Raw genomic sequence first — 13,431 nt, forward strand, 5'->3', positions numbered from 1 at the left:
CGGGTTTCCTCGGGTGGTCGGAGAAGGGCTGGCTGGGGGCGCTCGGGCGGGAAGAACTCAGGAGGACACGGATAGCGGGAGAGTCGCTGTCGGTCAATAGTTCGGGTGGCGGCGGGTGCGGTTCCGGATGAGCGGAAGCGGTCGGTCTCGGTCACTTGGCGGCAAAGCGTGGTTGCCACGTGATCCGATCCTTGGGCACTTCGAAGACCGCCACCACCTGGAACGCCGCCAGGCACTCGGGCGGCGGCTCGGCGTGCGGGGGCACCCGCATCGTCAGCGTGTGTCCGTACCGGATCAGCGACGCCGACGGCCAGTGGTCGCAGCCCGTCGTCCGCGACCAGCCCACCAGCGCGGTCCGGGAGAAGTCCGTGCCCGTGGCCCCCGCGCGGATGTCCTGGCCGCGCCGTCCGAACCGCGCGGCGAAGGCGTCGAGCCCCGCGCGGTCGCGGATGACGGAGTGCAGGTCGGGCCCCGCGCCGGGGGCGCTCGCGAAGTAGGCGAGCCCGGTGTCGACACGGCCCGCGGGGGAGCGGCCGTCGTCTCGGGAAGACGACGCGCCGGGGGCCGTGGAATGGCCCGTGGCCGAGCCCGAGCCCGTGGCCGTGCCCGTGGACGGGCCGGGGGCGGTGGGATGGCTTGGGGCTGTGGGTGGGCCCGTGGACGGGCCGGGGGCCGTGGCCGCGGAGGGCGAACCGCCACCGGCGCTAGTGGAGGGGGGCGCGCCGGCGGCGGTGTGCTGCTGGCCGCAGGCGGCGGAGAGGGAGGTCAGCGACGCAGCCAGCAGCGAGGCCGACACCGCTCTGCGGAGACTCACCAACAGCACGCCACTTTGACGAACGGAGCCGCGGCCCGGTTCCGCCTCAGGTGTGCGAGCCGTGAGACGGCGGCTGGATCGGTAACTACGGTGACGCATGGGCCCATCGTGCGCGCCGGGGCGGCGTCAATCAGCGGCTCGCCGTACTCCGTTACGCCGTTTGGGCAGACGCACCGTCAGCAATTTGGCGCGCGGAGCCAGCCGCCGCACCATCGCGAACACCGAATCGGTACGCGACCGGTCGGTGTCCAGCACCGTGAAGAGGTTCACCCCGAGATAGAAGGCGATGGCGGCGTTCGCCAGCTCCCGCGGCGGCATCAGCCGGGCCAGCGGCGTCCCGCCGATGACGCGCTCCAGGGTCTCCTCGACGAACACGAGCCACGGCTGCGCCCGCTCGCCGACCGGACCGCGCAGCTCCGGTTTGGCCACGGCGGCGGCGACGAGCTCGCAGAAGACGGTGATGTGGCCGCCTTCGAGGTCGTCGCGGTAGATGCGGGTGGCGGCGTCGGCCAGCTCCTCGATGGTGCGGATCGGCGCGACGGTGGCGGAGTGCAGCGCCATCCGTTCGGCGGACGAGCGGTCCAGCGCGGCCAGCAGCAGCTGGTCGACGCCGCCGAAGTGGTAGAAGACCAGCGCCGAATTGGCGCCGGCCGCCTTCGCGATCGTACGGGCGCTGGCGCCGGCGTAGCCGTGCGTCTTGAGCACGGAGGACGCCGCCTCGATCAGCCGGTCCTTCGTATCCGTCGTCATGCGCCCCCGCCTCTCGCCGAACCTTAATCATACGGTTCAACCAGGTGATTAAACCCCCTGGTCAGCAGGGGCGGGGTGCGTTACGGGAGGCCGTCGGCCGGCGCGTCCACCAGCCGTTGGAGGTGTTCCCGGCCCGGGCCGAGCAGCCCCTCCAGCGGCTCCGCCCGCGGATACCACCGCTTCTCGTACTCCCAGCACAGCCACCCGTCCCAGCCCTCGGCCCCGAGCAGGCCGACGCACCGCTCCAGCGGCACCGCGCCCGCGCCGAGCGGCAGCGGCGTGGTGTCCTCCGCCGAGGCCACGTCCTTGACCTGCACGTATCCGAGGTGCGGGGAGAGCGCGGGGAAGGTCGTGGACGGGCTCTCCCCGGCCAGCCAGGGGTGCAGTACATCCCAGAGCGCGCCGACGTTCTTGTGTCCCACCGGACCGAGCACCCGGGCCGCGTCCGCGCCCCGGGCGTGCGAGTCGTGGGTCTCCAGGAGGATGCGCACGTCGCGGTCGGCGGCGTCCGGGGCGGCGGCCCCCAGCCGCCGGGCGGCCGTCGCGTCCGCCTCCTGCGGGGACTGCTCGTCCCCGCCGCCGGGGAAGACCCGCACGAAGGGCGCGCCCAACTCCTCGGCCAGCCGCGTCAGCTCGGCCAGCTCCGCCAGGACCGGCCCGTCGTCGCCGGGCGCGGCGACGCGTACGTAGCCGGCGACGGCCAGGACCGCCACGCCCGCCGCCGCGAACTCCTCGGCGACCGCCGCGCGTTCCCGCGCCCCGATGCCGGGGTGCACGGCCTCTTCTGGGTGGGCGCGCAGCTCGACGCCGTCGTAACCGTGGTCGACGGCGAGCCGCACCGCGTCGCGTACGGACGTGCCGGGCACGCCGAGAGTGGAGAAGGCGAACTTCATGCGGGCTCCAGGATGGTGGTCGACGGTCCCCCCGCCGGACGCTAGGCAGCCGCGCCGCGCCGGTCAACCACGTCGTGTGCGGCGCGGCGGGCGGGGGCGCCGGCAGGCCGCGCCGCGGGCAAGCGGACGGTGCGGGTTGGCTGCGCGGTGGACGGGCTGCGCCGGTCGGACCGCGCCCGCCGCCCCCGCCGTCTGCCGCGCGGCGCGCGATCACTACCCAGAGGCCGTTCTTGTGGACGCCGCCGCCCGCGCGCTAGCTTCTCGATCGGCGGAGGGCGCCTGCCACACACGTGGCGGCCGGCTCCGGAAGGAGGGCACCGCGATGACGCGCAGGACGGTGCGGATCGCCATGAACGGCGTCACCGGCCGCATGGGGCACCACCAGCACCTCGTACGATCCCTCCTCGCCCTCCGCGAAGAGGGCGGCCTCGACCTCGGCGACGGCTCCACGCTCTGGCCCGAACCGGTCCTCGTCGGCCGCTCCGCACCCCGGCTGGAGGCCCTCGCCCGCCGCTACGGCCTCGACGCGTGGACCACCGACCTCGACGCCGTGCTCGCCGACCCCGCCGTGGACATCTACTTCGACGCCCAGGTCACCGCCGCCCGCGAGGACGCCGTGCGGAAGGCCGTCGCCGCCGGGAAGCACGTCTACTGCGAGAAACCCACCGCCGCCACCTTGGACGGCGCCCTGGACCTCGCCCGCCTCGCGCGCGGCGCGGGCGTCAAGACCGGCGTGGTCCAGGACAAGCTCTTCCTCCCCGGCCTGCGCAAACTGAAGCGGCTCCTCGACGGCGGCTTCTTCGGCCGCGTCCTGTCCGTACGCGGCGAGTTCGGCTACTGGGTCTTCGAAGGCGACTGGCAGCCCGCCCAACGCCCCTCGTGGAACTACCGCGCCGAGGACGGCGGCGGCATCGCCGCCGACATGTTCCCGCACTGGGAGTACGTCCTGCACGAGCTCTTCGGCCCCGTACGGACCGTACAAACACAGATCACCACGCATATCCCGCGCCGCTGGGACGAGCACGGCGAGCGGTACGAGGCGAGCGCCGACGACGCCGCGTACGGCATCTTCGAGCTGGCCGGCGGGGTCGTCGCGCAGATCAACTCCTCCTGGGCGGTGCGCGTGGCCCGCGACGAACTGGTCGAGTTCCAGGTCGACGGCGTCGAGGGCTCGGCCGTCGCCGGGCTGCGCCGCTGCCGCGCCCAGCACCGCTCGGGCACCCCGCGGCCCGTCTGGAACCCCGACCTCCCCGCCACCGAGGACTTCCGCGCGCAGTGGCAGGAGATCCCGGACAACGGCGAGTTCGACAACGGCTTCAAGGCGCAGTGGGAACTGTTCCTGCGCCATGTCGTCCTGGACGAGCCCTGGCGCTGGGACCTCCTCGCGGGCGCGCGCGGCGTGCAACTCGCCGAACTGGGCTTGCGCTCCTCCGCGGAAGGGCGCCGCCTGGACGTACCGGAGCTGTCCCTGTGACCATCGAACTCCCCGGCGAGGACGGCGGGACGCGCACGTACGAGCCGCGCGTCGAACCAGCCGCGCCCGCCCCGGCCGGCGGGCCGCCGCCCACCTCCCGTACGGTCTTCGCCGCCGCCCATGTGGTCGCGGCCTCTTCCGCCGACCCCCGCACCGGGGCCGCCGCCCTCGACTGGGCCGCCACCCTCGCCTTCCGCCGCCACCTGTGGGCGCACGGCCTCGGCGTCGCCGAGGCGATGGACACCGCGCAGCGCGGGGCGGGCCTGGACTGGCCGACGGCCGCCGAGCTGATCCGCCGCTCGGCCGCCGAGGCGAAGGCCGTCGGCGGCCGGATCGCCTGCGGCGTCGGAACGGACCAGCTCGGCCCGCCTGACGCGGGGGCGGGCCGACTCGATGCCCCCACCGCGGGAACGGGCCGACGAGCCGCCCCCGCCTTGGGCGGGATCACGGCCGCGTACGAGGAGCAGCTCGCCCTCGTGGAGGAGAGCGGCGCGCAGGCCGTCATCATGGCCTCCCGCGCCCTGGCCGCCCGCGCCGCCTCGGCGGACGACTACCACGAGGTCTACGGACGCCTGCTGCGCCAAGCCGCGGAACCCGTCATCCTGCACTGGCTCGGCCCCATGTTCGACCCCGCCCTCGACGGCTACTGGGGCAGCTCCGATCTCGACGCCGCCACCGGCACCTTCCTCGACATCATCGCCGCCCACCCCGACAAGGTCGACGGCGTCAAGATCTCCCTCCTCGACGCCGGCCGCGAGGTCGCGCTGCGCCGCCGCCTGCCGCGCGGCGTGCGCTGCTACACCGGCGACGACTTCCACTACCCGGAGCTGATCGCGGGCGACGACCGCGGCTTCAGCCACGCCCTGCTCGGCGTCTTCGACCCGCTGGGCCCGCTCGCCGCCGAGGCCGTACGCGTCCTCGACACGGGGGACACCCAGCGCTTCCACGCCCTCCTCGACCCGACTGCCGAACTGGCCCGCCACCTGTTCCAGCCCCCGACCCGCCACTACAAGACGGGCATCGTCCTCCTCGCCTGGCTGGCCGGGCACCAGGAGCACTTCACGATGGCCGGCGGCGCGCAGACCGCCCGCTCGCTGCCGCACCTCGCCCGCGCCTACGAACTCGCCGACACACTCGGCCTGTTCCCGGACCCCGTACGCGCCGAGGCCCGCATGAAAGCGCTCCTCGCCGACCACGGGGGGCCGGGGTGAGCGGCCCGGACCGCTTCAGCGTCAACCAGGAGACCGTCAAGCAGTGGTCGCTGCCCGAGCTGGCGGCGGGCTGCGCGGCGGCCGGTGTCCGGCACGTCGGGCTGTGGCGCGGACCGGTCCAGGAGTACGGTCCGGCCGCCGCCGCCCGCCTCGTGCGGGACGCGGGGCTCACCGTCAGCAGCCTCTGCCGGGGCGGGTTCCTCACCGCGGCCGACCCCGCCGCGCGCGCCGCCGCCCTGGCCGACAACCGGGCCGCCGTCGAGGAGGCCGCCGCCCTGTCCGCCGGCGTCCTGGTCCTCGTCGCAGGCGGTCTGCCGCCCGGCAGCCGCGACCTGGCCGCCGCCCGGGAGCGGGTCGCGGACGCGCTCGCGGAGCTCGGCCCGTACGCCGCCGAGCGCGGGGTGCGGCTCGCGATCGAGCCGCTGCACCCCATGTACGCCGCCGACCGCTGCGTCGTCTCCACTCTCGCCCAGGCCCTGGACCTCGCGGAACGGTTCCCCGCCGAGCAGGTGGGCGTCGTCATCGACACGTACCACCTGTGGTGGGACGACACGGTGGCCGAGGGCATCGCCCGCGCCGGGCGCGGCGGCCGGATCGCGGCCTTCCAGCTCGCCGACTGGGTGACGCCGCTGCCCGAAGGGGTCCTGCTGGGCCGGGGGCAGCTCGGCGACGGCTGCGTCGACCTGCGCCGCTTCCGCGCGATGGTGGACGCGGCGGGCTACGGCGGCCCCATCGAGGTGGAGATCTTCAACCCGGCGCTATGGGCGCGCGACGGCGCCGCGGTCCTCGCCGAGACCGCGGAGCGCTACCGCGCCCATGTGCTCTGAGACCGCCCGGGGACCGTTCTTGAGACGCCCTCGCCCTGCCGCGGTCAGCGCCGCGCGGACCGCCGGGCGAGCACGGTCACCAGCACCGGGGCGATCACCCGCAGCGCGGCCGAGACCTCGGTCTCGGGCCGGCCGATCCTGTTCGCGAGGGCCCTCGCGACCGGCCCGATGGCCCTCGCGAGCCCGTCGGCGGCCGTCCCGCCGCCGGTGCCTTCGCCGAACCCGCCGAAGGTGACCTGCCCGACCAGCGGCTGCTCGTCGGCCGCCGCCACTTCGGCCGCCGGCATCTTGAGGGCGGTCGCCGCGGCACGTACGACGGACGCGGCCTCCTTGGTGTCCGTACCGAGGAGACCCGCGACGGCCTTGAGCCGCTGATCGCCCAGCGCGTCGATGACGTCGTTGTGCAGCGCATCCTCTGTCATGGTCGCAACGCTACTTTTGTGCCGATATCCCGGCACCTTGAGTAACGGATGAATAACTCTGGGAAATCGGTGCAACCCTCGGGGGCCTCGGCGGGTCGTAGTTTGCATCAGGCTTCCTGGGGAGGGATTCGGGGGAATCGAGGAAGCCGGCCTTGAGGGGGGCCGAGGGGGTCGGACCGGTGCACTCTGCTCAGCAGACGCCCGGTCGGGCCCCCTCGTAGTACGTGCGCGGGGGCCATGCGCGGGGGCAGGCGGGCCCGCTCGTACGGACTCGTACGGATCGGAGCGGCGCCGACCTCGCCCGTATGGATCGGGAGCGGTCCCAGCCTCGCCCGTATGGATCGGGAGCGGTGTCAGTCTCGCTCGTACGGACCGGGAGTGGTGTCAGCCGTGCACCGATGCCCGCGCCCGCGCGTACGCCGCTCGGACCCGGCGGCCCGACGCGCCGTCGGCGGGGGCCGGGATCAGCCGGGAGCCGGAGAGCGGCCAGGAGGGCGGCTCGGGGGTGCCGGCCAGCGCCCAGGCGGCCTGGCGGGCCGCGCCCAGCGCCACGTACTCCTCGGGCTCGGGCACCGTGACCGGCGCCCCGAAGATCTCGGCGGCGATCTCACCCACCACGGGGGCCTTCGCGGCCCCTCCGATGATCAGCATCCGGCGCGCGCCGACGCCCCGGGCGCGCAGCTCGTCCAGCGCCTCGGCCATATTGCACAGCATCCCCTCCACGGCCGCCCGCGCGAGCTGCGGCGGCCGCATGTTGTCGGTGCGCAGGCCCAGCAGACTGCCCGTGGCGTCCGGCAGGTTGGGCGTGCGCTCACCACCCAGATAGGGGAGGAAGACCAGACCGCCCGAGCCCGGTTCGGCCGTACGGGCCAGGAGGTCGATGTCGCCGAGGCCGGTACCGATCATGCGAGCGGTCGAACTGAGCACCCGGGCGGCGTTCAGCGTGCACACCAGCGGCAGGAAGCGACCGGTGGCGTCGGCGAAACCGGCGACCGCGCCGGACGGGTCGGCCGTGGGCTCCTCGGTGACCGCGAAGACCGTGCCGCTGGTACCCAGCGAAAGGACCACGTCGCCCGGCCCGATGCCGAGTCCGAGCGCCGCGGCCATGTTGTCGCCGGTGCCGGGCGCGACGAGCGCGCCCCGCGGGGTGCGGCCCGCGCTCTCGTACGGGCCCAGGACGCGCGGCAGCGCGGGGGCGCGGCCGCCGAAGGCCAGGGCGAGGAGGTCGCGGCGGTAGTCGCCGGCGGCCGGCGACCAGTAGCCCGTACCGGAGGCGTCGCCGCGGTCGGTGACCGGTTCGGCGGCCGACCCGGGGCCGCCGCGCAGCCGCCACGTCAACCAGTCGTGCGGCAGCATCACCCGCGCGGTGCGGTCCGCGAGCGCGCTCTCGTGCTCGGCCATCCAGCGCAGCTTGGACACGGTGATGGCCGCGAGCGGCACGGTGCCGACCGCCTCGGCCCACCGCTCCGGGCCGCCGAGTTCGGCCACGAGGTCGGCCGCGGCCCGCGCGGAGCGGGTGTCGTTCCACAGCAGCGCGTCGCGCACCGGCGCCCCCTCGTCGTCCACGGTGACCAGCCCGTGCTGCTGGCCCGCGACCGCGATGGCGTCCACGTCCCCGAGCAGCCCGTCGCCCGCTTCGAGGAGCGCCCGCCACCAGGCGTCGGGCGCGACCTCCGTGCCGTCCGGATGCGAGGCCCGGCCCCGGCGCAGCACCTCTCCGGTGTCGGCGTCGCAGACGACGACCTTGCAGGACTGAGTGGAGGAGTCCACTCCGGCGACTGTCGGCATGGCGGATCCACTTCCGTACGGGAATGACGCCTGGTCAGGCGCAGGGACGCCATTGGATCCTAGGGCCGGGTGTCAAGAGTCGGAGCCGGGGGCCGGGCCTGAGGCCGGGGGCCCGGGGCCCGTCCCCGGGCCCCGTCAGAACGGCACGCCGCAGTGCAGCAGCACATTCGCGTACGGGCGCGCCTCGCCCGTACGGACCACCAGCCGGGCCCGTGGCGTGTGCGACTTGAGTTCCTCATGGGGGATCAGCCGCAGGGCTGGGCCCGGGAAGAAGCCGTCCAGCAGTGCCGTGGCCCCGGGGTTCGCGGCGCGCACCTCGCGGGCGGCCGTCGCCGACTCCACCACCAGCTCGTCGAGCAGCCCGGTCAGCACCTCGGCGAAGGACGGCACCCCGGCCCGGAAGGCGAGATCGACGACGACGGGGCCGTCCGGGATCGGCATGCCCGCGTCGCAGACCAGCACCGTGTCGGTGTGGCCCAACAGGGCGATCGCGCCCGCGAGATGGCGGTTGAGGATGCCGGCCTTCTTCACTCGCGGCCCTCTCGCCCGGACGCGGCGTTCGGGCCGCCGGTCTCGGCCGGCTGGCCGTTCGGCGCTCCGTCGTCCTCGGCTCCGGCCGTTCGGCCGGGCAGCGCCTTGTCGCCCTCAGCCTCGCCCTCGTCCGCGCCCTCGTCCGCGCCCTCGCCCTCGCCCTCAGCCTCAGTCTCGGCTTCGGCCGTCCGACCGGGCAGTGTCTCGTCCGCCGCCGGGTAGGACTCCTGTGCGCCGGGCCGCGTCACGGCCGCCGCCGCGACCCGCGTGGCGTAGCGGACCGCCGTTTCCAGATCGTCGCCGACGCCCAGCCGCCAGGCCAGCGCCGCCGTGAAGGCGTCGCCCGCGCCGGTGGTGTCCACCGCCGCCACCTTGATGCCCGGCACGCGGACCGCCGGCCCCTCCCCGTCCGCGAGGAGCGCGCCGGCCGCGCCCAGGGTGACCACCACCGAGCGCGGGCCGCGCTCCAGCAGGGCCGCGGCCCACGCCTCGGGGTCGTCGGAGGCGCCCGCCGGATGGCCGTCGAGCAGATAGCGGGCCTCGTGTTCGTTGACGATGAGCGGGTCGCAGGCCGCCAGCACATCGTCGGGCAGCGGGGCGGGCGGCGACGGGTTGAGCACGACGCGGGTGTCGGGGTCCGCGGCCCGTACGGTCTCGGCGACCGTGTCCAGCGGGATCTCCAGCTGCAAGGAGACGGCCCGCGCCGCCGCGAGCAGGCCGCCCGCCGCCCGTACGTCCTCGGGGGAGAGCCGGGCGTTGGCGCCGGGGGAGACGACGATGCTGTTGTCGCCGGACGGGTCGACGGTGATCAGCGCGACGCCGGTGGGCGCACCGCCGACGAGGACGCCGGAGGTGTCGACGCCCGCCGCGCGCTGCGCGTCCAGCAGCAGCCTGCCGTGCGCGTCGTCGCCGACCCGGGCGAGCAGGGCCGTACGGGCGCCGAGCCGGGCGGCGGCCACAGCCTGGTTCGCGCCCTTGCCACCCGGATGGGTGACCAGATCCGAGCCGAGTACCGTCTCACCGGCCTGGGGGCGGCGTTCGACGCCGACCACCAGGTCGGCGTTGGCCGAGCCGACGACCAGCAGGTCGTAGCGGTGCGCGCCGTGCATGTTGATGTGTTCCTCTCGAAAGGCAGCGGGTCGAAGGACAGCGGGTTGAAGGACAGCGGGTTGAAGGACCGCGGGGCCGAGGGCAGCGGGTTGAAGGACAGCAGGGGGCGGGGTCGGGGGCGGCTTCAGGAGAAGTGCGCGACGTTCTTCGCGGTGACGACCTTCACCGGCACCTTCACCGTCTCGCCGACCTTCTCTCCCTTGGTCAGTTTGACGGCGTTCCGCACGGCCAGCCTGCCCAGCTCCTTCGGCTGCTGCGCGACGGTCGCCGCCAGCGAGCCGTCCCTGACCGCCTTGAGCCCGTCCGGCGTGCCGTCGAAGGCGACGACCTTCACGGACTTGCCGGCCTTGGACCCCAGAGCCTTGACCGCGCCCAGCCCCATCTCGTCGTTCTCGGCGAAGACGCCGTTCACGTCCGAGTGTGCCTGGAGGAGGTTGGTCGTCACGTCCAGCCCCTTGGTGCGGTCGAAGTCCGCCGGCTGCTGGGCGGCGATCTTGATGCCGGGGTACGCCTTCAGCCCCTCCCGGAAGCCCTGGCCGCGCTCGCGCGAGGCCGAGGTGCCGGCCGTTCCCTGGAGGACCAGGATGGTGCCCTTGCCGTCCAGCTGCTCCGCGAGCGTCTTGGCGGCGAGCCTGCCGCCCGCGACGTTGTCGGAGGCCACGAGGGTGTCGATGGATGCCTTGTTGACGCCCCGGTCGGCGGCGACGACGGGGATGTCCGCCTTGCCCGCGGCCTTGACGGACGGGCCCGCGGCGTCCGAGTCCACCGGGTTCACGATCATGGCCTTGACGCCCTGACTGGTGAAGTTCTGAATCTGGTTGGCCTGCTGGGAGGCGTCGTTCTGGGCGTCGGTGACGGTCAGTTCGACCCCGGACTTCTCGGCCTCGGCCTGCGCGCCCTCCTTCATCTGCACGAAGAAGGGGTTGTTGAGGGTCGACACCGAGAGCCCGATCTTGGTGGTGCCGCCCGAGTCGCCGGGCCGCAGGAACACCGCGGCCAGCGCCACCGCCGCCACGGCCACCGCGCCGATCGCGATCTTCACCGGCCGGCCGCCCGGCGACCCGCCGCCCGGCCCGGACGCGCCCGCGGGGGCCGGGGAGGACCCGGCGCGGCGGCGCAGCGTGTCGAGGAGCACGGCCAGCGCGATGACGACCCCGATGACGACCTGCTGCCAGAAGGCCGACACGGACAGCAGGTTGAGACCGTTGCGGAGCACGGCGAGGATCAGCGCGCCGACGAACGTACCGGACGCCTTGCCGACGCCGCCCGAGAGGCTGGCCCCGCCGATGACGACGGCCGCGATGGCGTCGAGTTCGTAGCCGTACGCCGCCTGCGGCTGCGCGGAGGAGAGCCGGGAGGCGAGGACGATGCCCGCGATGGCCGCGAAGGCCCCCGACAGGGCGTAGACGACGAGCTTCTGGCGCTTGACGCGGATGCCGGAGAGCCGGGCCGCCTCCTCGTTGCCGCCGATCGCGTACATGGTGCGGCCGATGTACGTACGGGCCAGGATCACCGCGGTGACGACGCCGACCGCCACCATCACGATGACCGGCACGGGCAGCCAGCCGCCGAGCGTGTCACCGAGGCCGGAAATGGAGTCGGGGACGGGCAGCGGGCTGCCCTGGGAGACGACCAGGGCGAGGCCGCGGCCTATGGAGAGCATCGCCAGCGTCGCGATGAACGGCGGTAGTTTGCCGAACGCGATCAGCGCGCCGTTGACCAGGCCGCAGGCGATCCCGGTGCCGATCGCGAGCACGGCCGCCAGCCATACGGGCAGCCCCTCGGAGGTCGCCGTCCAGGCCAGCACGGTCGCGGACAGCGCGGCCACCGAGCCGACCGACAGGTCGATGCCCGCCGAGACGATGACGAAGGTGACGCCGAACGCGAGGATCGCGGTGACGGCCGCCTGCACGCCGACGTTGAGCAGGTTCTGAGTGGTCAGGAAGTCGCCGGACAGCAGCGACATCGCCACCACCAGCACCACCAGGGCGCTCAGTGCGCCGTTGTCGAGCAGCACCCGGCGCAGCACCGGGGCCGCGCCCGACGGGCGGTCGCCCTTGCGAGTGTCAGTGGCCACGGGAGCCCTCCCCATCCTTCTCGGCGTTCGTGTCTGTCGTCGCGGCCGGCCGGGTCCGTACGGCCAGGGCCATCACGGCGTCCTGCGTGGCGTCCTGTGCGGCGAGTTCGCCCGCGATCCGGCCCTGGGCCATGACCAGGACCCGGTCGCTCATGCCCAGTACCTCGGGGAGGTCGCTGGAGACCATCAGGACCGCGTGGCCCGAGGCCGTGAGCTCGTTGATGAGCTGGTAGATCTCGACCTTGGCGCCGACGTCGATGCCGCGCGTCGGCTCGTCGAGGATCAGCAGCCTGGAGTCGGCCAGCAGCCACTTGCCGATGACGACCTTCTGCTGATTGCCGCCGGACAGGGTCCGTACGTGCTGGTCGAGGGAGGCCATCCGGACCGCGAGCCGCTCGGCGATCCGGGCGGCGGCCCGCCGCTGCCCGGCCCGGTCCACGAGGCCCGCGCGGGTGGCGTGGCCGAGGGTGACCAGGCCGAGGTTCTCCTGCACGGAGGCGTCCAGGAGCAGGCCCTGGCCCTTGCGGTCCTCCGGTACGAGGCCGATCCCGGCCTCCAGCGCGGCGTTGACGTCGTGCCGGGGCAGCGGCCGGCCGGCCATCTCGACGGTGCCCGTGTCGTACGGGTCGGCGCCGAACACGGCCCGTACGACCTCGGTGCGGCCCGCGCCGACCAGCCCGGCCAGGCCCACGACCTCACCGGCCCGCACCTCGAAGGCGATGTCCTGGAAGCTGTCGCCGCGGGTGAGGCCCTCGACGCGCAGCAGGGGGGCCGCGGCCCGTTCGACGCCGGTGCTCTCGCGCGGGTACTGCGCCTCGATGGAGCGGCCGACCATCAGCCGCACCAGTTCGTCCTCGGGGGTGTCGGCCGGGGCCTGGGTGATGCTGCGGCCGTCGCGCAGGACGGTGACGCGGTCGCCGAGGGCGGCGATCTCCTCCAGGTGGTGGGTGATGAAGACGATGCCGACGCCGTTCCCGCGCAGCGCCCGGACGATCCGGAAGAGTCTGTCCACCTCTTCGGTGGTGAGCACGGCGGTCGGCTCGTCCATGATCAGGACGCGGGCGTCGAGGGAGAGCGCCTTGGCGATCTCGACCATCTGGAGCCGGGCGATGCCCAGTTCGCGCACGCGGGTGCGGGGGGAGACGTCGACGCCGACCCGGTCGAGGAGCTCGGCGGCGGCGCTCTCCATCGCCTTGCGGTCGACGAAGCCGAGGCGGCGGGGCTGGCGGCCGAGGAAGATGTTCTCGGCGACGCTCAGGTCCGGTACGAGGTTGAACTCCTGGTAGATGGTGGCGATGCCGAGCCGCTCCGCGTCCTGCGCGCCGTGGATGCGTACGGGCTCGCCGCCGACGAGGATGCGGCCGGCGTCCGGGCGGTGGGCTCCGGAGAGCATCTTGATGAGCGTGGACTTGCCCGCGCCGTTCTCGCCGAGCAGGACGTGCACCTCACCGGCGCGCAGGTCGAAGTCGACGCTGTCGAGCGCGACCACGCCGGGGAAGGTCTTGCGGACGCCTTCCATGCGGAGCAGTTCGAC

At 74.2% G+C, this 13,431-nt stretch carries 11 protein-coding genes and 1 pseudogene; 3 read left to right on the top strand and 9 right to left on the bottom strand.

Going from position 1 to position 13,431, the window contains the following annotated elements; all coding sequences use genetic code 11:
* Positions 1-151: 151 nt before the first annotated feature.
* From AC07AB_RS18255 to AC07AB_RS18265, 3 genes are all read right to left on the bottom strand, one after another.
* On the bottom strand, positions 152-814 hold the full coding sequence (locus tag AC07AB_RS18255; protein WP_478567513.1) for a hypothetical protein: 663 nt from the start codon (positions 812-814) through the stop codon (positions 152-154).
* 126 nt (positions 815-940) lie between these two features.
* Positions 941-1,564 (bottom strand): TetR/AcrR family transcriptional regulator, encoded by a 624-nt coding sequence (locus AC07AB_RS18260; protein ID WP_478567516.1) that lies wholly within the window; start codon positions 1,562-1,564, stop codon positions 941-943.
* Between the two features lie 80 nt (positions 1,565-1,644).
* Positions 1,645-2,457 (bottom strand): sugar phosphate isomerase/epimerase family protein, encoded by an 813-nt coding sequence (locus tag AC07AB_RS18265; RefSeq protein ID WP_478567519.1) that lies wholly within the window; start codon positions 2,455-2,457, stop codon positions 1,645-1,647.
* A gap of 322 nt (positions 2,458-2,779) precedes the next feature.
* Between AC07AB_RS18265 and AC07AB_RS18270 the strand changes: the two genes are divergently transcribed.
* The 3 genes from AC07AB_RS18270 to AC07AB_RS18280 are packed head-to-tail and all read left to right on the top strand — an operon-like array spanning position 2,780 to position 5,969.
* Positions 2,780-3,931, top strand: coding sequence for a Gfo/Idh/MocA family protein (locus AC07AB_RS18270; protein WP_478567522.1), 1,152 nt, complete (start codon positions 2,780-2,782; stop codon positions 3,929-3,931).
* On the top strand, positions 3,928-5,142 hold the full coding sequence (locus AC07AB_RS18275; RefSeq protein ID WP_478567525.1) for a dihydrodipicolinate synthase family protein: 1,215 nt from the start codon (positions 3,928-3,930) through the stop codon (positions 5,140-5,142). The genes AC07AB_RS18270 and AC07AB_RS18275 overlap by 4 nt, the downstream gene beginning before the upstream one ends.
* Positions 5,139-5,969: a sugar phosphate isomerase/epimerase family protein gene (locus AC07AB_RS18280; protein ID WP_478567526.1), complete on the top strand. Its 831-nt coding sequence runs from the start codon at positions 5,139-5,141 to the stop codon at positions 5,967-5,969. Before AC07AB_RS18275 ends, AC07AB_RS18280 begins: the two co-directional genes overlap by 4 nt.
* Positions 5,970-6,013: 44 nt before the next feature.
* Here the strand turns inward: AC07AB_RS18280 and AC07AB_RS18285 are convergent, their stop codons facing one another.
* The 6 genes and pseudogenes from AC07AB_RS18285 to AC07AB_RS18310 form a co-directional block, all read right to left on the bottom strand.
* Entirely contained in the window at positions 6,014-6,391 is a 378-nt protein-coding gene (locus AC07AB_RS18285) for a DUF937 domain-containing protein (protein ID WP_478567529.1), read from the bottom strand.
* Positions 6,392-6,775: 384 nt separating this feature from the next.
* Positions 6,776-8,179, bottom strand: coding sequence for a xylulokinase (xylB, locus tag AC07AB_RS18290; RefSeq protein WP_478567532.1), 1,404 nt, complete (start codon positions 8,177-8,179; stop codon positions 6,776-6,778).
* A 135-nt stretch (positions 8,180-8,314) separates the two neighbouring features.
* Positions 8,315-8,710 (bottom strand): D-ribose pyranase, encoded by a 396-nt coding sequence (rbsD, locus tag AC07AB_RS18295; protein ID WP_478567535.1) that lies wholly within the window; start codon positions 8,708-8,710, stop codon positions 8,315-8,317.
* Positions 8,711-8,913: 203 nt separating this feature from the next.
* Positions 8,914-9,819: pseudogene (locus AC07AB_RS18300) on the bottom strand (ribokinase); the annotation flags it as partial.
* Positions 9,820-9,944: 125 nt separating this feature from the next.
* Positions 9,945-11,897: an ABC transporter permease/substrate-binding protein gene (locus AC07AB_RS18305; protein WP_478567538.1), complete on the bottom strand. Its 1,953-nt coding sequence runs from the start codon at positions 11,895-11,897 to the stop codon at positions 9,945-9,947.
* The gene (locus AC07AB_RS18310; protein ID WP_478567876.1) at positions 11,887-13,416 is read right to left on the bottom strand and encodes a sugar ABC transporter ATP-binding protein; all 1,530 of its coding nucleotides are present in this window, start codon (positions 13,414-13,416) and stop codon (positions 11,887-11,889) included. Before AC07AB_RS18310 ends, AC07AB_RS18305 begins: the two co-directional genes overlap by 11 nt.
* Between the last annotated feature and the right edge of the window lie 15 nt (positions 13,417-13,431).

Source organism: Streptomyces sp. NPDC044033, assembly GCF_056434425.1.

What these genes read in the sequence shown, in the direction of transcription:
- AC07AB_RS18260 (WP_478567516.1), bottom strand. Translation starts at nt 1,564, where the DNA reads ATGACGACGGATACGAAGGACCGGCTGATCGAGGCGGCGTCCTCCGTG.
- AC07AB_RS18265 (WP_478567519.1), bottom strand. Translation starts at nt 2,457, where the DNA reads ATGAAGTTCGCCTTCTCCACTCTCGGCGTGCCCGGCACGTCCGTACGC.
- AC07AB_RS18270 (WP_478567522.1), top strand. Translation starts at nt 2,780, where the DNA reads ATGACGCGCAGGACGGTGCGGATCGCCATGAACGGCGTCACCGGCCGC.
- AC07AB_RS18285 (WP_478567529.1), bottom strand. Translation starts at nt 6,391, where the DNA reads ATGACAGAGGATGCGCTGCACAACGACGTCATCGACGCGCTGGGCGAT.
- xylB (WP_478567532.1), bottom strand. Translation starts at nt 8,179, where the DNA reads ATGCCGACAGTCGCCGGAGTGGACTCCTCCACTCAGTCCTGCAAGGTC.
- AC07AB_RS18310 (WP_478567876.1), bottom strand. Translation starts at nt 13,416, where the DNA reads ATGGAAGGCGTCCGCAAGACCTTCCCCGGCGTGGTCGCGCTCGACAGC.